The following is a 19677-nucleotide window of genomic DNA, read 5'->3' as shown; positions in this document are numbered from 1 at the left end:
AAACCTTTTTAACGGAGAGACGCAGAGCAGGAGAGGACACAGAGCTAAATTCAATGATTCTAACCCTGAAAGGTTTTCTCTCCCTCTCTCCGCCTCTGCGTTAAATACAGGTTTTGACTTTCTTGGTGTCCTTGGTGTCTTGGTGGCCCAAAGAGGTTTTCAGTCCAGAAAGATTTTCCCCGGGTTGAGAATGTTGTTCGGATCAAGTGCCTTCTTGATGGTCTTCATGTAGTCGGCGGCCTTTTCGCTGATCTCCAGGGGGATGTAGGGGGCCTTGGCGATGCCGACGCCGTGTTCGCCGCTCATGGTGCCGCCCAGTTCCAGGGCGCCCCTGAAGACCTCCTCGATCGCCTTGTGGGCCCGTTCCAGCTCGCCCGGCACCTTCTTGTCGATCATCACGTTGACGTGGATGTTGCCGTCGCCGGCGTGGCCGAAGTTGACGATCGGGATCTGGTATTTCTCGGCGATGGCGTCGACCTTGCGGATCATCTCCGGCACCTTCGAGCGCGGCACGCAGATATCCTCGTTGAACTTGTCCGGGTTGACCTTGCGCAGCGAGGCCGACACCGAGCGGCGGATCTGCCACAGCGCCTCGCTCTCCTCCGGGGTTTCGGCGGTGCGGGTCTCGACCACTCCGAGGGGCTGGATCAGCTGCTGGATCTTCTGTACCTGCTTGGCGAGAAATTCCCGGTCGCCGTCGACCTCGATGATCAGCACCGCGCGGGCGCCTTCCGGTACCTCGAGATCGGTCGCCTGGCGGACGCAGTCGAGGGTCCGGCCGTCCATGAATTCGAGGGTGGTGGGGATGATCTTGTGACCGATGATGGTCGACACCGCCCGGGCGGCACCGTCGATGGAGTCGAACAGCACCAGCATGGTCTTCTTCGCCTCGGGCAGCGGCAGCAGCTTGATAACGATACGGGTGATGATGCCCAGGGTTCCTTCCGAACCGCAGATCAGCTTGGTCAGATCGTAACCGACCACGCCCTTCATGGTCGGCCCGCCGGTGGTGATGATGTCCCCGGTCGGGGTGACCACCTCCAGGCCGATGATGAAGTCCTTGGTGACGCCGTACTTGACGCAGCGCGGCCCGCCGGCACATTCGGCGACATTGCCGCCGAGGGTCGAGAACTTCAGCGAGGCCGGGTCGGGCGGATAGAACAGGCCGAGCTTCTCCACCGCCTTCTGGAACTGCTCGGTGACCACCCCCGGCTCCACTGTCGCCACCAGGTTCTCGCTGTCAATCTCGAGAATCCGGTTCATCCGTTCGGTGGAGAGGACGATGCCGCCTCTGGTCGGCAGCGAGCCACCAGTGAAGCCGCTGCCGGCGCCGCGTGGGAAGACCGGAATATTTTCGGCATTGGCCAGCTTCATCACCAGCGCCACCTCTTCGGCGGTGGCCGGGTAGATCACCACGTCAGGCAGGAACTGCTGCTGGGTGGCGTCGTAGGAATAGCAGATCAGGTCGGCCTTGTCGGTGCTGACATGCTCTTTGCCGAGGGTCTGCTGGAGATTGCGGATGATGCGTTGCTCGAGCATGGATGGGGATCCTTTTTCTATTGGGGCCACCAAGACACCAAGGACACCAAGGACACCAAGAAAGTCAAAACCTAGTATTAACGCAGAGGCGGAGAGATGGAGAGAAAATCTTTCAGGGTTAAAATCATGGATAGATTGAGCTCTGTGTCCTCTCCTGCTCTGCGTCTCTCCGTTAAAAAGGTTTCTTGGTGAACTTGGTGTCTTGGTGGCTCAAAAAATCAGCTTTCCCGCACAACCGGCAGCACCGTCCCCCCGTCGGGGATGACCAGGGTGCGCGGGTTTTCAGGCAGTCCTTGATAGGCCATTTGCAGCGCGGCGTCAAGGGTTTCGGCCTTCTCCATGCCCATGGCCGCGGTCTGTTCGGCAGAAAAACGGCTGACCAGGATGACCCGGTAGCGGCGGGCCTTGACCAGGGTGGCGTGGGCGGTCTGGCCGTTGATCTGGTAGTCGGCGCGCAGGGCGGTTTCGAAGGCGTCCAGGTCCTGATGGCGGAACCAGTCGAAAAAGGTCGGATGACCGAAGCCGTCCGGGCATTCGGCCAGCAGGATCGCCGTGCCGCCGGGACGCAGCGCCCGCACGCCGTAATCGAGGGCCTTGTGGGCCTGGATGAAGTTGATGTCCTTGGGCGCCCCGCCGCAGGAGATGACCGCCAGGTCGGCGGCTGTGGCGAGCGGTACGGTGTAGAGCCGCCGGGCCAGATCGCAGCCGGCGAGATGGGCCTGCTCCAGTTCGCCGCAGAAGACCCCGGCGATGCGCTTGTCCGGGGTGAGGACGGTGTTGAGCAGGAAATCGGGTGCGACCAGCCGGGCCGCTTTGAGGATTGCCGCGTGTACCGGGTTGCCGTCGAGGACCGCCGGGGCCGCCAGCGGATGCTTGCCGCCGACTTCGGGCGGGTTGAAGACCTTGAAGTGGGTGGCCATGCAGGTGGCGCGTGCCGCCACTCCCGGCACCAGGCCCTTGCGCCCGCCGCCGAAGCCGGCGAAGTAGTGGACGCCGATGGTGCCGGTGACGATCACCCGGTCGGCCTCGGCCACCGTGCGGTTGACGGCGACCGGGATGCCGTCGACCGTACCCAGCTCGACCAGCTGCCGTGGGTCGTCGCAGTCGTGGTCGACGACCGCGATCCGGCCGTAGAGCGGGCCGAGAATTTTCCGATGCTCGGCCTCGGTCTGCCGGCGGTGAATCCCCAGGGCGATGACGATGCGGATATCGGCATCCATCACCCCGGCTCGGTTAAGGCGTTCGACCAGCAGCGGCAGGTAGCGTTCACTGCCGGTGGCGCGGGTGATGTCCGAGGTGACGATGGTGACCGATTCGCCGGGACGGACGATCCGCTCCAGCGGCAGGGTATCGATCGGGGCATCGAGGGCCCGGGAGATCAGCTGTTCCGGCGGCGCCGGTGGGCCGGGGTCGGCGGCGCGCAGCAGGGACGCATCGGGCAGATCCAGGGACAGGGTTTCGGAACCGTATTTAAGCTGCAGTGCGGGCATATACAAAACCATTCAAGTTAACTTTTCTATCATAAGGGAAGAAGAGTTGTTTCTTCAACCGGAATCCACTATCACCCAAATCCACCGGCAATTTCGGGATTCAGCTGTCGTTACGGATGAATCTGCTTCGTTGCCTTCACCGATTCGGTGCTCAACGTAGCTCGGCTACGTTTCCGCCCGAATCGGCACGGCGCCTTGCATCACCACCCGTCCCGCCACCCTCGGTCCACAAAACAGCCGGTGGATTAGGGTGTCTACCGGCGGGTTTTGTTGACACCCTCCGCCCCGGTTCCTACAATGTCCCATTTCCGGGTTCTCTCCATCCCGACGAGAGGCAATTTTTTTGGCCGTCAAGAAAGTCAAAACCATCTTTTCCTGCCAGCAGTGCGGTTACCAGAGTCCGAAATGGCTCGGCCGCTGCCCCGACTGCGGGCAGTGGAACAGTCTGGTCGAAGAGACCGTGCAGCCGGCCCGCGGTGGACGCGGCGGAACGGCCGCCGGGGCGGCGAGTGTGCCGCAACGGCTCTGCGAGGTCAGCGCCTGCGAGGAGGATCGCCTGCAGGTCGGCATCGGTGAGTTTGACCGGGTACTGGGCGGCGGGGTGGTGCCCGGCTCGCTGACCCTGATCGGCGGCGATCCCGGCATCGGCAAATCAACCCTGTTGCTGCAGGCACTGGGGAAACTTGCGGATCTCGGCCCGGCCCTCTACGTCACCGCCGAGGAGTCGACCCGCCAGGTGAAGCTGCGTGCCGGCCGGCTGGGGGTGGTCGCCGGGCAGTTGCTGCTGCTGGCCGAAACCTCGCTGGAGGCGATTCTCGAACAGGCCCGGCAGCTCCGTCCCGCCTTTCTGGTCATCGACTCGATCCAGACCATCTTCACTGCCGCCCTCGAGTCGGCCCCCGGCAGCGTCAGCCAGGTGCGCGAATGCGCCGGGCGGCTGATGCAGGTTGCCAAGGGAGACGGCATTCCGACCTTCATCGTCGGCCATGTCACCAAGGACGGCGCCATCGCCGGACCGCGGATGCTTGAACACATGGTCGACACGGTACTCTACTTCGAGGGGGACGCCGGTCATCCCTACCGGATTCTTCGGGCGGTGAAGAATCGCTTCGGCTCAACCAACGAGATCGGCGTCTTCGAGATGCGCGAAACCGGCCTGGCCGAAGTGACCAATCCTTCCGAACTGTTCCTCGCCGAGCGCCCCGAGGGGGCGGCCGGCAGCGCCGTGGTGCCGTCGGTGGAGGGCAGCCGACCGATCCTGGTTGAACTGCAGGCGCTGGTTTCCAGCTGCACCTACGGCACCCCGCGACGGACCACCATCGGCTTCGATCACAACCGGGTGGCCCTGCTCGGTGCGGTGCTGGAGAAGAAGGTCGGCCTGTCGCTGCTCGCCCAGGACATTTTTCTCAACGTCGCCGGCGGGGTGCGGCTGGACGAGCCGGCGGTTGATCTCGGCGTGGTCGCGGCCCTGGCGTCGAGCCATCTCAACAAGCCGATTCCGCCGCGCACCATCGTTTTCGGCGAGATCGGCCTGGCCGGGGAGGTGCGGGCGGTCTCCCGCCCCGAACTGCGGGTCAAGGAAGCGACCCGGCTCGGTTTCGACCGTTGTTTTCTGCCGGCGGGGAATCTGAAGAATCTGGAAGGGCCGGAAGGAATGCGCCTGGTGGGGGTGAAAGGCGTGGCGCAGATGCTGGATGAGTTGTTTGAGTGATGGCGGCCGATACGCACCCGTCTGCTGCGTCACGCTCGTTCTTCGCTCCTCGATGTAGCCTCTGGCTACACCTGCGGGCTCATCGTTCGCAAGCCTTGCATCCGGGCACGTCTCGACCGCCTTGAGCCGTTTGTGCAAGAGTGGTTTTGGGGTTTTGCCGTTCCCTTCCCGTGGAAGCCACTGAACGGAGGGGACGGGCGGCGGAAACAGAGCCATGAATGTCTGAGGCGTAGCCGAGTTTTCATGGCTCCCGCCGGACGGCCCCGGAGTGAAGGAACCCGCAGGGTGGCTTCGTCGGGCGCGTTTCTTTTGCTTCGTTTTCTTTCGCGCGAGCAAAGAAAATGAAGGCGCTGGCGGGCGCCCCCGCCGGGTTGGGTTTGAAAACTACTGACTTGGATAATGGAGAACACCATGAACGACAAACTGACCCATTTCGACAACGAAGGCCGGGCGATCATGGTCGATGTCGGCGGCAAGCCGGTCAGCGAACGGGTGGCGATTGCCGCCGGTGAGGTGCGGATGCAGCCGGCGACCCTGCGACGGATCCTCGATCGGAGCATTGAGAAGGGGGATGTCTTCGGCATCGCCCGCACCGCCGGGATCATGGCTGCCAAGCAGACCAGCGGCCTGATTCCCCTCTGCCACCCGTTGCTGCTGACGTCGGTCGGCCTTGAGTTTGACTCCCATCCGGATGAGGGTCGGGTGGAGATCCGCGCCACGGTCAAGGTCGGTGGCCAGACCGGGGTCGAGATGGAGGCACTGACGGCGGTTTCGGTGGCCGGATTGACCATCTACGACATGTCCAAGGCCATCGACAGGGGAATGGTCATCGGCCGGGTGCGGCTGATCGAAAAACACGGCGGCAAGAGCGGTTCCTGGGTCCGCGAGGAGGATTGATGGCACAACAAACTTATCGTATCAGCAAGGGGGTGCTGCTGCCGCTGGTGCTGGTTGCCCTCCTGCTGCTGGTTCTGCTCGGCGTCAGCCTGGTCAACGGCGAGGTGCTGCTCAAGCTGATCATCCTGGTGGCGGTCCTGATCCCGGTCGTTCTGCTGCTGCTGACCAACCTCAAACGCCGGGTTGATCTGTCTGATGAAGGGGTGCGGGTGGTCCGCCCGTTGGGTGAAAAGTATTTTCGCTGGGATGAGTTGACCTCCTTTGAGGCGGTTTCGGTGCGCGGCCGGGCCTTTGTCACGCTCTGTGCCGGCGAGGACTTCGTCATTATCTCCAACAGCTACGAAAAGTTCGCCGACCTGGTCGAGGCGATTGCCGAGCACCTGCCCGAAAAGGCGGTCAGTCCGGAGGCGAACCGCCTGATTGAACATCCGACCTCGGCTCTGGCCGGGGTGCTGCCGCTCTGGTTTGGGGTGCTGGCGCTGATCTACATCCTCTGGCACCAGTTTGCAGCCGGCAATTGACTTGAGCCGCGATTTCATTTACTTTTGTCTCTCTGACTCAGGTTTTGTTCCGGGTCCACCGAGGAGGTCTTATGGAGAAGGCGAAACTGGACGAATTCCGCCAGATCCTGCAGGGGCAGCTGGACGATATCCAGCGTGCCGCCGGCGGGACCGTGGCCGAAATGACCGATGAAAAGGAAAACTTCCCCGATCCGACCGACCGGGCTGCACTGGAATCGGATCGCAACTTCGAGCTGCGGATTCGCGATCGTGAACGCAAGCTGGCGAACAAGATTCGCGAGGCCCTGGAGCGGATCGAGGATGGTGAGTTCGGGCTCTGCGAAAGTTGCGGAGAGGAGATCGGCGAGGGACGTCTGAAAGCCCGTCCGGTGGCGACCCTGTGTATTGAATGCAAGACCGAACAGGAACGCCAGGAAAAGATCGGTTGACCGCCGGCTCTCTTCGTTTTCCCCCGCCTCGGAGGCGGTCCCGGCTCTGTTGACAAAGACGCCGCCTTTGGTTAAGGTAGCACCGCTTTTACGGGGCTGTAGCTCAGCTGGGAGAGCGACGCGTTCGCAACGCGTAGGTCGGCGGTTCGAGCCCGCTCAGCTCCACCAAGAAAAAACAAAGGGTTAGCCGATTTTGGCTGACCCTTTTTCTTGTAACTTCTGCAGATTTCTTTCTGCGGGTGCCAAGATGGGTGCCAGGTAATAAATTTTGTGCGTGTCTTTTACTGCTCTTTGAGGGATGCTTTTTGATTTGCTCCCCTCACAACGCGTTGTCCCACCCCAATCTTTATCTATTCCCTGTTCCGCGCAAAAGTTGCTTCATCCCTCTATCGCTTGACCTTGCTCGAGACAAAGCTTTTTCAGCTCAATATTCTCCAGTGGATGTTGACGCACCTGAACCTGATGGCGGATTTGCTGAAGAAGCAGGTCAAGGTCAAACCGTCGAGGGTCAAGGCCCAGTTCTTCAAGATTGTGCGCCAAACCCTTTCGGCCACTATGTTTGCCCAACACAAGACGCCGCTTGAGCCCAACTTCGGCTGGGTCGAACCCTTCGTAGTTGCACGGGTTTTTGAGGACTCCATCGGTGTGCAGACCTGACTCGTGAAAAAAAACCCTTTCCCCAACCACCGCCTTGCAGCCCGGCACGGGTCTGTTGCTGGCAACACCGACCAATTTTGACAATTCGACCAAACGACTGGCATCGATACCGGAGTCGATGCCACAGATGTGCTTAAGTCCCATCACCACCTCTTCAAGTGCCGCATTGCCGGCGCGTTCTCCCAGTCCGTTGACCGTGACATTGACAATCCGGGCTCCAGCGCGCAACCCGGCGATCGCGTTGGCGGTCGCCATGCCGAGGTCATTGTGGGTATGGATCTCGAGCGGCAAATTGACCCGTTGGCGCAGGAACCGAATTCGTTCATAGGTGGTGAATGGATCAAGTACGCCCAAGGTGTCGCAGTAACGCAGGCGATCGGCCCCTTCTGCCTTGGCGATCTTCAGCAGTTTGACCAGGAACTGCGGATCGGCACGGCTGGCGTCTTCGGCGCCGACCGAGACATAAAGATCATGCGCCTTGGCGAAGCCGATGGCTGTTTTCAGTTGTTCCACCACCCAGTCACGATTCTTGCGCAGTTTCAAGGCGATATGAATATCGGAGACAGACAGGGAGATATCGACGGCGCTGACGCCGGTGTCCAACGAGGCCTGAATATCGGACTTAAGCGCCCGGTTCCAGGTGATCACCCGCGCGTTCAATCCCAGATCAACCAGGGCGCGTACATCAGCCTGTTCTTCCTTGCCCATCGCCGGGATGCCGCACTCAAGCTCACCGACACCGATCTCATCCAGCGTGCGCGCGATTTGCAGTTTTTCCGCACGCGAGAAGACCACCCCGGCAGTCTGCTCCCCGTCTCGCAGGGTGGTGTCATCTATGATGATATCCGGATGGAATTCGGCTTTCATGTCGACCCCGTTCGATAACCTGAATCAGCGGGTTTATGCCGGATGAAGAGTGCCAGTGCTTGGCCTGACTTTTCAAAAATCTGAGGCGCACCCATAGGTTCGCCGGTGATAAGCTCACTGATTCAGGGACAAATTTACCGCTAAGACGCAAAAGCCCCGCACACCTTGGTCAGGTGAGCGGGGCGACTTTGCCACATTTCCGGCGACGCTGCCGGGATGGATTCTACCTCCAGTACGCAAAAGGCGTGCCTTCTTCATGTCTTGCGGGCCCGGTGGCTTTTGAGTGAATTGCTGCGTTGATATTGCCTAAAAATAATGCAGACGACCGGACCACTGCCTGCACAATAACCTGAATCCGTCGGGAACATGCCGCAACAGGTTGAAAACACCATCCTGCCGACCTGGCATAGCTGATGCTCTAGGAGACTGTCGGACTATACAGGCTGAAGCGAAAATTCGGGCGTTTGAGCACAGATTTCGGCTCAATTGCAGCCTCATAGCAGTGGCTATGGGGCAAAATGGAGCTGGGATATGGGCCGAACGCACGGATTTGCAGCCAGTCTATGGATAGTCCGACAGACTCCTAGACAAGCATAGCCACAGTGGCGTGGCCACCCAAGACCCTTCCCAAAGACGCGATGGAAATCTACTTCTCAGTGGAGACTTTATCGTGTCATCCAAACCCAAAATCAAAGACCTGCTCGATGAGAGCGCCTGCGAGTACAATAAAACGAAGAAGCAGGCCTGCAACGCGCCCAGGCCCGGTGCGACCACCGGCGGCTGTGCCTTCGAGGGGGCACAGATATCCCTCTTTCCCTACGCCGACGCAGCGCACCTGGTCCACGGGCCGATCACCTGCCTCGGTTCATCCTGGGAGACCCGCGCAACGAAAACGACCTGGCCGGGCCGCGACCTGACCCGGATGGGTTTTACCACCGATGTCAGCCTCAATGACGTGATTTTCAGTGGTGAAGAGAAACTGGTCAAAGCGATCGACTACATCATGGCGCATTATGCTCCCACAGCGGTCTTCGTGTATTCGACCTGCGTCACCGCGATGATCGGCGACGACATCGACTTCATCTGCAGGCAGGGTGCAGAGAAGCATGGCATACCGATGGTGCCGGTGCATGCGCCCGGCTTCGTTGGCAGCAAGAACCTCGGCAGTCGTCTCGGCGGTGAAGCGGCGCTGCAGCACCTTGTCGGCACCCTGGAGCCTGAGACCACCACACCTTTTGATATCAACCTGATCGGCGAATACAACGTTACCGGCGACATGTGGCAGTACAGGCACCTGCTCGACAAACTCGGCATCCGGGTGCTTGCGACCCTTTCCGGTGACGGGAGGATCAAGGATATCCGCTGTGCCCACCGCGCGAAGCTGAACGTCATCGTCTGCGCCAAGTCGCTGGTATCGCTGACGCGCAAGATGCACGAGCAGTACGGCATCCCGTCGATCTCCCTCTCCTTTTACGGCAAGCGCGATACGAGCAAGGGACTGTTGGCCATCGCTAGGGCGCTGGGTGATCCAGGGCTGGTCGCGCGCACCAAAAAGCTGGTTGCTTATGAGGAGGCCAGGCTCGAAGAGAGGCTCAAACCCTACCGTGATGTCTTCGCCGACAAGAAAGCGGTTCTCAACACCGGCGGCAACAAGACCTGGTCGATCGCCGCGGCACTGCAGGACCTGGGGCTCGAGGTGGTGGCGACGGCGGTCAAGAAGGCGACCGGGGATGATCGAGCCAGAGCTCGCGAATACCTGGGTGAGAAGGGGGTGTTGATGATGAACCCCGGCGTAGAGCAGGCCCGGCTGATCGATGAGAAGGGTGCTCACCTGCTGTTGGCCGGAGGCCGCTCGCTCTACACCGCGATCAAGAAGGGGATTGCCTTCGCCGATGTCAACCAGGAGAAAAAGAAGAGTTACGGCGGCTACGACGGGCTGCTCAACCTGGCCGAAGATCTGAAGAACGCACTCGAAAACCCGGTCTTCAAGCTGGTCGCGCGGAGGGCACCATGGCAGAAGTAACCCGCAAAAGAGACAAGCCGCTGCAGGTGAATCCTGTCAAGCTGAGTCAGCCGATGGGTGCGACCCTGGCGTTTTCCGGTGTCGATCGCTGTATGCCGCTGATGCACGGGGCCCAGGGCTGCACCAGCTTCACCAAGGTCTTCTTTACCCGCCACTTCTGTGAACCGATCGCGATTCAGACCACGGCGGTGACCGACGCACTGGCGGTCCTTGATGGCGGTGGCTACAGCATTGTCGAGTCGGTCAAAAATATCTGTAAAAAGACCAGTCCGAGTTTAATCGGCCTGCATACCACCGGCCTGCCCGAAACCAGGGGGGATGACCTCAGAGGGGTCGCATCAAAAGCCGATTTCCCGCTGGTCTATGTCAATACGCCCGACTACGAGGGCGGCTTCGAGTCGGGCTGGGCATTGACCTGCAAGGCCCTGATCGAACAACTGGTCGCTCCGGCCGCGACGGTCAATGATAACAAGCTGGTGTTGTTGCCCCATGTCAGCCTGACGCCGATCGAGGTCGAGAGAATCAAGGAGCTGATTGAGAGCTTCGGCTTCAACGTATTGGCCCTGCCCGACCTGTCGACCTCCCTCGACGGCCACCTGGGTGAAAAACAGACCGCGCTTTCGAGCGGCGGTATTTCGGTTGAGGAGATCAAGGCCCTGGGGAATGCCGGGCTGGTGATCAGCGTCGGTGAATCTATGCGGGAAAGCGCCAAGGTTCTGCTGCAGAAGAATGCGGGTATGCGGCATCACCACTTTTCGCACCTGCAGGGACTGGAAGCGAGCGACAGCCTGGTCGAACTGCTGCTGGCCGAAACAGGTTTCAATGGTGTCACGCCCAAGGTTGAACGCTGGCGTCAGCGCCTGCAGGATGCGATGCTCGACAGCCATTTCTCCCTCGGCCAGACCCGTATTCTGGTGGTCGGTGAGCCGGACCAACTGGCCGGTACCTGTAGAATTCTTCATGATGCGGGCGGGCGGGTGACTCTGGCTGTTTCGAGTGTCGATTCGCCGCAACTGGAAAAAATATGGGCCAAAAGGGTTCTCGTCGGTGACCTGGAAGATGCCGAGGCGGCGGCTGACGAGTATGACCTGATCGTCGGTAATTGCCATTGCAAGGCCCTGGCACACCGGCTGCGCAAGGGCCTGGTGCTGCGTGGCTTCCCCAACTGGGAGGAGGTCGGCAACCCGCTGAAGAACGATCTGCTCTATGAAGGGGGAGCGTATTTTCTTTATGAGACGGCCAACGTCGCAGAGGAAATGCGCGGAAAAACCGTCTGAGAGGAAGCCTCACCCAGAGCCGCAGGGGTGAAAAGGGAATTGGAAATGTACGGATACAGCGAAACCATTCTCAAATATGCGATTGATGACAGCCATGCCGGGGTGCTGGAGCAGCCGGACGGGATTGGCGAGGTCGGGCTGGGGGCAGGGGAGGCCGGGCGCAAGCTGGCGGTGCGCTTCATGTTGAAGTGCGCTGGGGAGCGGGTTGATACGATCCGTTACCAGGTCTTCGGCTGCGGCTATACCATGGCGGCTTGCGCGGCCGCGGCGGAGCTGGGTGAAGGACTGTCACTCGCTGAACTGGAAAGCTGGTCGGCCCGTGTGATTGATCAACAACTCGGCGGCATGCCCAGGGAGCGTGATTATTGTGCCGACCTGGCCGTCAAGGCCTTGCGCGCGGCCGCCAGCAGTGTCCATGCCAGGAGGAGGGTTGCGATAGTGCATGATCCGACAGAAGAGCATGGTCCGAAAATCAATGTGAACAACCCGACCTATCGCACCCTGATGGCCAGTGCAAACCCGAATGGCTGTGCTGTGGAGGACAGGCACCTCTTCGCCTGCCTGCTGGCGGTTGCAGACAGCGAAGCGGCCGCGATCCATGCGGCTTTGGGGCTCCCGGCACAAGAATTCGATTTTCTGGTGCGGCGTTTCTTCCCCGCATGCGGGTGGCAGGCGAAGTCATGGAGTGCCGGCGCCCCCCGGCTGCCGGAGATCAACCCTGAGATTCGTGAGCTACTGCAGGAACACGTTACGATGAGCCCCGACCCCGAGGTTGCGGCCTGGTTGGCCGATATTCTTGTCGCCCGCGCTGTGCATCCAGGGCACCTCTGGATCGCCATGGGGTTGTTTGAGCGTCCGCAGCTGAGCGCGGCCATCGGCCGTCACCTGCCGTCTCTGCTGGCGGCCAACGACAAGGGCATGCGTTGGAAACGCTACCTGTTCAAGCAGGTCTGTGATCTGAACGGCGGGGTAATGTGCAAGTCGCCGGTCTGTGGCGACTGCAGTGACTATTCCCTCTGTTTCGACGAATAAAAAGGATTCAGGGGCTTGGCCGTTTGGTCTGCCAATCCTTTTCCCTCTTCCTCTTTTTCCTCCGCCTGCTTAAATCAGGAACATCTTCCCTCCTGCCATCACCAGCATCAATGACATCGCCTTGAGGATCGTTCTTACAGGCAGATGGCGGCTTCCGCAGAGCGCGCCGATGGTTCCGCCCAGCAGCGCCACACCCGCCAGCAGGGGGGCGTAGTCCGGCACGTGCTGCAGACTGCTCAGGTGTCCGAGCAGGCCCGATACCGAGTTCACCAGGATGAACAGGGCGGCGATGCCCGACACTTCGCGAACCCGCGCCCATCCAAGCAGGATCATCAGCGGGCTGAGGAAAATTCCGCCGCCGACCCCGATCAGCCCGGACGCGAAACCGAGGACCGCACCGACCGTCATTGCGACAAAAACGGCAGGCGGCGCTGCCAGGTCGTCCTTGCGATCCTTGCGCACGAACAACCGCCAGGCGGCGAAAAACAGCACCATGCCGAGCGCCGGGCGGTAGAATTCCGGCGGCAGGCTGAAATAGCCGCCCATGAAACTGGCCGGAATCGAGGTCACGACAAACGGCCAGAACGCCCGCCAGGAGAATTGTCCGGCGCTGCAATACAGGTAGGTTCCGACACCGGCGACAACGATGTTGAGGATCAACGCGGTCGGTTTCAGGGTTTCAGGCTGCAGGCTGAACAGCGCCATGATCGCCAGGTAACCTGAGGCTCCTCCATGACCGACACCGGCGTACAGGCTCGCGACGACAAAGATTGAAACGGCCAGAAACGGAATCAGTTCGGGTGTCATTCTCTTCTCCTCTTTTCAGTAAAAGGATAATTCAGAGATTTCAGTAGGCCAGCCGTTTTTTTTCCAGCCTCTCCACGTCGATATCCTGTCCGACCAGACCGGCAGCATCAGCCCGGCACTGCTTGCAGTGGCGCGCCTGCGAGAGGATCAGCTCGGCCTGGTTGCGTACCATCTCCATGGTCGCATCGGAGGGGGGCTCGACATCCCTGAACAGCCCAACCGGGATCACCGGCATGATATTCATCACTTGCGCGCCGAGGTTGCGCACTTCCACCGCCAGGTCAAGGGTCTCGTGGTCATTGATGCCGGGGATGTAGACGTGGTTGATCTTGATCCTCAGTCCCGCTCCGGCTGCCGCCTCCAGTCCGCAGAGCTGCCGTTCGAGCAGGATCGCCGCGCCGGTCTCGCCGCCATAGTGCCGGCCGCCGTGGCGGATCCACTCGTAGATCCTGGCGCCGGTGGCCGGAGTCAGGGCATTGATGGTGATGGTCAGGCTGTGGATGTCGGCCTCGACAATCTGCGGCATCTTCTCTTCAAGGAGCAGCCCATTGGTTGATAGGCACAAGGTCATCTCGGGGAAGGCCTCGCGCACCAGTCTGAACGTCTCAAAGGTCTTCTGGTTGGCCAGCGGATCGCCTGGGCCAGCGATGCCGACCACCTTGAGATGGACGCCACCCTGCATGGCCATGTGACGCCTGATCAGGCGCACCCGCGCGACGGCCTGCTCGGGAGTGAGGATCCTGCTGGTGACGCCGGGGCGGCTCTCGTTGGCGCAGTCGAACCTGCGTTCACAGAAACCGCACTTGATGTTACAGCCCGGTGCGACCGGCAGGTGAATGCGTCCCGCCTTGCCGTGGTCGCCGCCAAAACAGGGGTGTTCGGTTTTTGCTTGCATCATCGGGCAACCGCTAGCCATGAGCCCTGCTCCTTTTCTGGGTTAAAAATAAGCCCCGAAGAGATTTCTCTTCAGGGCGTCATTGCCAAATTCAGCATCGGCACCACTTTGTGCCGTATTGCGTAAGATCTTAAAAAATCGGGAGCTTCAACTCCATGAGGGCTGCACCACCCAGCCATAGGCCATGGCATCATTCATCTGTCTTCAACAACGACCCAGAGACCGCATCATGCGCCCCCTTCAAGGCGACTGAAATGGGTTCCGATGTGACAATCGGCGTGAGCCCGAGCTTCTGCAGCTCCTGTTTCGGCAACTCGCCGATCATCGCTGTCACCACTGCCTCGCAGCCTTGCAACGCGCTGACGATGGTGTTGAACTGCGGATGGCGAAACGGGTGATTCGGATCATGGGAGCAGTATTTATCAACTTGAACCTCTTTTACCGGCGCGGGGTTGCCGCCACCGTAATCGTAGATCAGGAAACGTTCTGCATGGCCGAAGTGCTGGTCGACCACGGTACCGCTTTTCGATGCAACTGCGATGAGCATGACAAAACTCCTTTGAAATTTTTATGCTTCCAGCGGTTTGAGGGTGAAGCAGCCCTTGGGGCAGGTCGAGGCGCAGGCGGCGCAGCCGCTGCAGTTGTCCCCGTTGACCACGCTCATCACCATGCGGATCGAATCACTCTCTTCGTCGACCAGGTCTTCCGGTCCGAGTACCTTGCGCGCGCAGGCCTTGAAGCAGCGGCCGCAGCCGATGCACTTCTCGTGGTCGATCTCTTCGATGAAAGCCGGGGTCCAGGAGGCTCCCCCCTTGGTCGTTGCGGTCAGAAATGCCATGGTTAACTCCTTAAATCGGCTAAGGGCTTAGGGCTAAGGGTAAAAACCGATCAACTCCTTGCCGGGTTTGTTTTCCTTTGACCATTGAGCCCTTAGCCCTTGGCCGCCCCTGCATTTTTCATCATCGCCTTGCGCAGCCATGGCGGCGGACTCCCCCGTAGCACTTCCTGCAGCCTGGTCACCACTTCCGTAATCGGCTCGGCGGTCTTGCTCTTCAGGGGATGAATCTTCTTTGCCACCAGCCGCGCCGCTGCCGGGCCGCCGATCTGGCCGACGTAGACCAGGGCGCAATCGGCCAGAGCCGCGCTGCGTGCTTCGATGCGGTCATCTGCATCCCCGTCCCCCTCGTCGACCTGCAGGATGCCGGTAAACTCGGCGGCGTCGGGCCCGATCTCCCAGAGATAGAATTCCTTTGCCTTGCCGAAGTGTTCGTTGATATGGACTTTGTCGGTACTGGCGAATGCGACTTTCATAAATTCTCCTGGCCTTGTCTTGCTACGGACCAGGTTCAGTCTGCGGTTCCTGGCCATGTAGACTCCTGGCTGAGGCCTTGGGCCTCAGCGCATCATTTCGAACCACGGGTCCTCACATGTCTCATCCTTGATATCGAGGAACTTGTTGGCAATTTGCGTCAGCAGGTTGATCGCGCCGTTGTAGCCGATGATCGGGGTGCGGTGCAGGTTGATGCGATCGAGGATCGGCATGCCGACGCGGAACAGCGGAATCTTGGCGTCCCGTGCCGCCCACTTGGCGTGAGTGTCGCCGATGATCGCGTCGCAGGGATCGGTCATCAGCAGGCTGCGCAGGTGCCAGAGGTCCTTGTTGATGTAGATGCCGCAGCCCTCGCCGAAGGGGGAAGAGTCAAGCAGCGCCTGTATCTCCTGCTGAAATTTCTTGGTCGCTCGCGAGCAGACAATGTGTTTCGGAATCGCACCCGTTTCGAGCAGGAAGGTGACGATGCCGAGCAGGTAATCGGGATCTCCGACGACGGCGAACTTCTTGCCGTGGATGTACTGGTGCCCATCGGTGATGGCATCGACGGCGCGGCCGCGCTCGGCCTTGAGTGCCTCCGGAACCGGCTTGTCGAACAGTTCGGAAAGTTTCAGCAGGAAGGCGTCGGTCGCCTTGATGCCGAAGGGCATCGGCATCGTCAGACTCTCGCCCGCGAACTCGGCGCTGATGAACTTCATCGTCGTGCTGGTCGAATACTTCTGCAGCGAGATCGTTGCCTTGCCGTTGATCGATTCGGCGGTGTCTTCCAGTTTCGTCCCCCCTGGGTAGGGACGATAGGTGCCGTCACAGACCGAGTCGAAGGTCTCGCTGATGTCGGCCAGCATGGTGCAGGGAATCTCCATCAGCTCGCAGTAGCGTTTGTACTCGCGCAGGTTGGCGGTGTTGCCGTCGAAGCCGGGGATGAGGTTCAGCTTTCCGGTGCATTTGCCCGCGACTTTTTTGCCCTCGGTCAGGTACTGCAGGATGTTTTTGAGCATGGCATCGTAGCCATGGATATGACTGCCGTTGAAACTGGGTGTGTTGGCGTACGGGGTCGGCAATCCCTCGGGGATCAAATCCCTGGCGCGGGCGTTCTTGACGTAGGCGTTAAGGTCATCGCCGATGACTTCGGGCATGCAGGTGGTGTAGATCGCCAGCATTTTCGGCTTGTAAAGGGCAATGGTGTTCTCGACCCCCTCGAAGAAGTTGGCCTGGCCGCCGAACACCGCGCCGTCCTCGGTCATGGCGTCGGCCGCGGCCGACGCCGGCTCGCGGAAGTGGCGGGTGAAGGTGGAACGGAAGTAGGAGACGCAGCCCTGGGAACCATGAATAAAAGGCATGGTCTTCTCAAAGCCATGGGCGACCATCTGCGCGCCGAGCGGCTGGCACATGTGCGCCGGGTTGACCACCAGCGCTTCACGGGCGAAATTCTTCTCCTTGTATTCTTCGGTATTGATCCACTCCGCGACCCGCTCGATCTCCTCGGGGCTGTGGGTGGTCATCGGTTTTGCAACTGCTGCTTCTGCATTCATGGGGTATCTCCTTTAAAATCGGTCTCGTGCCCGTTCGCTTTGCTCACATAAGTCCGTCAAGTGCTCAAGAAAACCTGAATGATTTGCCCTGGTTTAAGACTTTGCGGACTCTGCGAACTCCGCGTGAGAATGCTTTTGCTTAAAACGGACTTTTCACCAGGTCCCAGGTCGGCGAGTTGATCGCCATGTCGATATCGCGGGCAAAGATCTTGAATCCTTCGTAGCCGTGATAGGGGCCCGAGTAGTCCCAGCTATGCATCTGGCGGAAAGGGATGCCGGCTTTCTGGAAGACATACTTCTCCTTGATTCCGCTGCCGATCAGGTCGGGCTTGAACTCGTCGACGAACTTCTCCAGCTCGAACTCAGAGACATCATCGTAAATGATCGTGTCCCTGGCCATTTCCGGGCCGGTGCGGTCATAGTCGTCCTGGTGAGCGAATTCGTAGCCGGCACCCGTGATCTGGATGCCGAGATCCTCGTAGGCGCCGATGGTGTGGCGCGGGCGCAGCCCGCCGACGAAGAGCATCGCGGTTTTGCCTTCGAGGCGTGGTTTGTACCTGGCGATCACCTCGTCCATCTCTTTGCGGTATTTCCTGATCACTTTCTCGACGTTTTTTTTGATCTTGTCGTCAAACAGCTCGCCAATGGCGCGCAGGCTGGACTCGATCTTGGTCGGGCCGAAGAAGTTGTACTCCAGCCAGGGGATGTTCCATTTCTCCTCCATCACCTTGCACATGTAGTTCATCGAGCGGTAGCAGTGGATCAGGTTGAGTTTGACGCTGTTGGTAGCGGCGATCTTCTCGATCTCGCCGTCGCCGGTCCAGACGCTCTTGATATTGAGGCCTATCTCTTCAAGGATCGGCTTGGCCGCCCAGACGTCGCCGCCGATGTTGTAGTCGCCGATCAGTGCCACGTCATAAGGGCCGGGCTCCTCGTCGTACTTGTGTTTGCCGATGACGAAGTCACGAATCGAGTCATTGGAAATGTGGTGCCCCAGCGACTGGGAAACCCCGCGGAAGCCCTCACAGTTGCAGGGGATGACCAGTTTTCCGAACTCCTTCTCCATCTCCCTGGCAACGGCATTGATGTCGTCACCGATCAGGCCGACCGGACATTCGGAGAGCACCGACAACCCCTTGTTGAGCGGGAAGAGCTCGTTGGCCTCGCGCAGCAGCTTCATCAGTTTTTTGTCGCCGCCGTAGACAATATCGCGCTCCTGGAAATCGGAAGTGAAGTTGTAGGGGAAGGAGGTGACTCCCGGCTTGCCCTGCATCAGGTTGCGCCGCGTCCCCCAGCTGTACATGCCGCAGCCGACCGGGCCGTGACTGACATGCACCACGTCGCGGATCGGTCCCCAGACCACCCCCTTGGCACCGGCATAGGCGCAGCCACGCTGACTCATGACCCCGGGAACGACCTTCTTGTTCGACCTGACGGCGCAGGTCGAAGCACTCGGTTCATTGGCAACAAAGTGCGGGGCACGCTTCTTGGCCGCCTTCTCCGGCATTTCGGCCAGGGTTTTCTTGATCAGCTTCTCGGTTCTTGCTTTGCTCATGCCCTTGATGGGCTTACGTTCTGACATGGATGCTCCTTTGTCGCATCGGGCTCTGGGCATCAGGCACTGGGCACTGGACAAAACCCGGATCTTTTATCGAACTTGGCACATGCCCAGGCGGACAAGTTCTTTCCGAATCAAGGCGCGCCGGGGACGCTGCGTCGCGTGTGCGATTCCCCCGAAGCACGCCGAGTCGAGAAGAAATCGTCCGCCGCCTAAGCGTTTTCCGCCTTGCCGATAATCGACTCGTCCTCGGCTTCCATGATGCCGAACTCCATCAGCAGATCTTCGAGTTCGTCCATTTCCAGCGGGGTGGGGATGACGAACATTTTGTTGTCGGCGATCTTCTGTGCCAGCTGGCGGTACTCATCGGCCTGCGTGTGCTCGGGGGAGTATTCGATGACGGTCATACGGCGCAGTTCGGCACGCTGCACCTGGTTGTCGCGCGGCACGAAGTGGATCATCTGGGTGCCGAGTCGCTTGGCCAGGGCCTCGATAAGATCGGCTTCACGGTCGGTGTTACGGCTGTTGCAGATCAGACCGGCCAGGCGTACGCTGCCGTTGGCGGCATACTTGACGATCCCTTTGCAAATATTGTTGGCGGCGTACATGGCCATCATCTCGCCGGAGACGACGATGTAAATTTCCTGTGCCTTGTTCTCGCGAATAGGCATGGCGAACCCGCCACAGACTACGTCGCCGAGAACGTCGTAAAAGACATAGTCGAGGTCAGGGGTGTAAGCGCCTTCTTCCTCTAAAAAGTTGATGGCGGTAATAACGCCGCGCCCCGCGCAACCAACGCCCGGTTCCGGGCCGCCAGATTCAACACACATAACATCGCCGTAGCCCTTCTTAAGCACATCATTCAACTCCAGGTCTTCAACGGTGCCGAGCTCACGAACCTTGTCCATGACCGTATTCTGTGCCTTGGCATGCAGGATCAGGCGGGTCGAGTCAGCCTTGGGGTCGCAGCCGATGATCATGACCTTCCTGCCCAGCGCCGCCAGGCCCGCCACGGTGTTCTGGGTGGTGGTTGATTTACCGATGCCGCCTTTGCCGTAGATCGCGATCTGACGCATTTTCTTCTCAGTCATGGTTCTGTCTCCTTGTGGATTT

The 19677-nt window shown here is 60.0% G+C and carries 18 protein-coding genes and 1 tRNA gene; 8 read left to right on the top strand and 11 right to left on the bottom strand.

From position 1 onward, the window contains the following. Nucleotides 1-159: 159 nt before the first annotated feature. Nucleotides 160-1539, bottom strand: coding sequence for an FAD-binding oxidoreductase (locus B5V00_RS11760; RefSeq protein ID WP_085010993.1), 1380 nt, complete (start codon nucleotides 1537-1539; stop codon nucleotides 160-162). A gap of 218 nt (nucleotides 1540-1757) precedes the next feature. Continuing rightward, complete coding sequence (locus B5V00_RS11755; RefSeq protein WP_245803958.1) at nucleotides 1758-3029, bottom strand: nickel-dependent lactate racemase family protein; 1272 nt, start codon at nucleotides 3027-3029, stop codon at nucleotides 1758-1760. 343 nt (nucleotides 3030-3372) lie between these two features. Between B5V00_RS11755 and radA the strand changes: the two genes are divergently transcribed. The 5 genes from radA (at nucleotide 3373) to B5V00_RS11730 (ending at nucleotide 6754) form a co-directional block, all read left to right on the top strand. Continuing rightward, entirely contained in the window at nucleotides 3373-4740 is a 1368-nt protein-coding gene (gene radA, locus B5V00_RS11750) for a DNA repair protein RadA (RefSeq protein WP_085010992.1), read from the top strand. A 411-nt stretch (nucleotides 4741-5151) separates the two neighbouring features. Next, nucleotides 5152-5637: a cyclic pyranopterin monophosphate synthase MoaC gene (gene moaC / locus B5V00_RS11745; protein ID WP_085010991.1), complete on the top strand. Its 486-nt coding sequence runs from the start codon at nucleotides 5152-5154 to the stop codon at nucleotides 5635-5637. Continuing rightward, complete coding sequence (locus B5V00_RS11740; protein ID WP_085010990.1) at nucleotides 5637-6158, top strand: PH domain-containing protein; 522 nt, start codon at nucleotides 5637-5639, stop codon at nucleotides 6156-6158. The genes moaC and B5V00_RS11740 overlap by 1 nt, the downstream gene beginning before the upstream one ends. Nucleotides 6159-6229: 71 nt before the next feature. Further along, nucleotides 6230-6586, top strand: a complete 357-nt coding sequence (gene dksA, locus B5V00_RS11735) for an RNA polymerase-binding protein DksA (protein ID WP_085010989.1) — start codon at nucleotides 6230-6232, stop codon at nucleotides 6584-6586. Nucleotides 6587-6678: 92 nt separating this feature from the next. After that, nucleotides 6679-6754: transfer RNA gene (locus B5V00_RS11730), tRNA-Ala, on the top strand. Nucleotides 6755-6964: 210 nt separating this feature from the next. Here B5V00_RS11730 and nifV read toward each other — a convergent pair. Beyond that, nucleotides 6965-8110 (bottom strand): homocitrate synthase, encoded by a 1146-nt coding sequence (gene nifV, locus B5V00_RS11725; protein WP_085010988.1) that lies wholly within the window; start codon nucleotides 8108-8110, stop codon nucleotides 6965-6967. Nucleotides 8111-8780: 670 nt separating this feature from the next. Here nifV and nifE point away from each other — a divergent pair. The 3 genes from nifE to B5V00_RS11710 are packed head-to-tail and all read left to right on the top strand — an operon-like array spanning nucleotide 8781 to nucleotide 12442. Next, complete coding sequence (nifE, locus tag B5V00_RS11720) at nucleotides 8781-10133, top strand: nitrogenase iron-molybdenum cofactor biosynthesis protein NifE (protein ID WP_085010987.1); 1353 nt, start codon at nucleotides 8781-8783, stop codon at nucleotides 10131-10133. Further along, nucleotides 10121-11410: a nitrogenase iron-molybdenum cofactor biosynthesis protein NifN gene (gene nifN, locus B5V00_RS11715; protein ID WP_085010986.1), complete on the top strand. Its 1290-nt coding sequence runs from the start codon at nucleotides 10121-10123 to the stop codon at nucleotides 11408-11410. Before nifE ends, nifN begins: the two co-directional genes overlap by 13 nt. 45 nt (nucleotides 11411-11455) lie before the next feature. Then, on the top strand, nucleotides 11456-12442 hold the full coding sequence (locus B5V00_RS11710; RefSeq protein ID WP_085010985.1) for a nitrogen fixation protein NifQ: 987 nt from the start codon (nucleotides 11456-11458) through the stop codon (nucleotides 12440-12442). A 69-nt stretch (nucleotides 12443-12511) separates the two neighbouring features. Here the strand turns inward: B5V00_RS11710 and B5V00_RS11705 are convergent, their stop codons facing one another. From B5V00_RS11705 to nifH, 8 genes are all read right to left on the bottom strand, one after another. Then, complete coding sequence (locus B5V00_RS11705) at nucleotides 12512-13249, bottom strand: sulfite exporter TauE/SafE family protein (RefSeq protein WP_085010984.1); 738 nt, start codon at nucleotides 13247-13249, stop codon at nucleotides 12512-12514. Nucleotides 13250-13289: 40 nt separating this feature from the next. Beyond that, nucleotides 13290-14165, bottom strand: coding sequence for a radical SAM protein (locus B5V00_RS11700; protein ID WP_085010983.1), 876 nt, complete (start codon nucleotides 14163-14165; stop codon nucleotides 13290-13292). Nucleotides 14166-14334: 169 nt separating this feature from the next. After that, nucleotides 14335-14691, bottom strand: coding sequence for a NifB/NifX family molybdenum-iron cluster-binding protein (locus tag B5V00_RS11695; RefSeq protein WP_085010982.1), 357 nt, complete (start codon nucleotides 14689-14691; stop codon nucleotides 14335-14337). 21 nt (nucleotides 14692-14712) lie between these two features. Further along, entirely contained in the window at nucleotides 14713-14982 is a 270-nt protein-coding gene (fdxB, locus tag B5V00_RS11690; RefSeq protein ID WP_085010981.1) for a ferredoxin III, nif-specific, read from the bottom strand. A gap of 92 nt (nucleotides 14983-15074) precedes the next feature. Further along, nucleotides 15075-15455 carry a nitrogen fixation protein NifX gene (nifX, locus tag B5V00_RS11685; RefSeq protein WP_085010980.1) on the bottom strand — a complete coding sequence of 127 codons (381 nt, stop codon included), beginning with the start codon at nucleotides 15453-15455 and terminating at the stop codon, nucleotides 15075-15077. 84 nt (nucleotides 15456-15539) lie between these two features. After that, nucleotides 15540-17006: a nitrogenase molybdenum-iron protein subunit beta gene (nifK, locus tag B5V00_RS11680; protein WP_085010979.1), complete on the bottom strand. Its 1467-nt coding sequence runs from the start codon at nucleotides 17004-17006 to the stop codon at nucleotides 15540-15542. Nucleotides 17007-17145: 139 nt separating this feature from the next. After that, entirely contained in the window at nucleotides 17146-18588 is a 1443-nt protein-coding gene (nifD, locus tag B5V00_RS11675) for a nitrogenase molybdenum-iron protein alpha chain (RefSeq protein ID WP_085010978.1), read from the bottom strand. Nucleotides 18589-18776: 188 nt separating this feature from the next. Beyond that, nucleotides 18777-19640 (bottom strand): nitrogenase iron protein, encoded by an 864-nt coding sequence (gene nifH, locus B5V00_RS11670; protein WP_085011015.1) that lies wholly within the window; start codon nucleotides 19638-19640, stop codon nucleotides 18777-18779. Between the last annotated feature and the right edge of the window lie 37 nt (nucleotides 19641-19677).

The sequence above is a fragment of the Geothermobacter hydrogeniphilus genome, assembly GCF_002093115.1.
In the GTDB taxonomy this organism is placed as follows: domain Bacteria; phylum Desulfobacterota; class Desulfuromonadia; order Desulfuromonadales; family Geothermobacteraceae; genus Geothermobacter_A; species Geothermobacter_A hydrogeniphilus.
The sequence above is the reverse complement of the archived record's forward strand: the minus strand, read 5'-3'. Positions and strand labels throughout refer to the sequence as shown.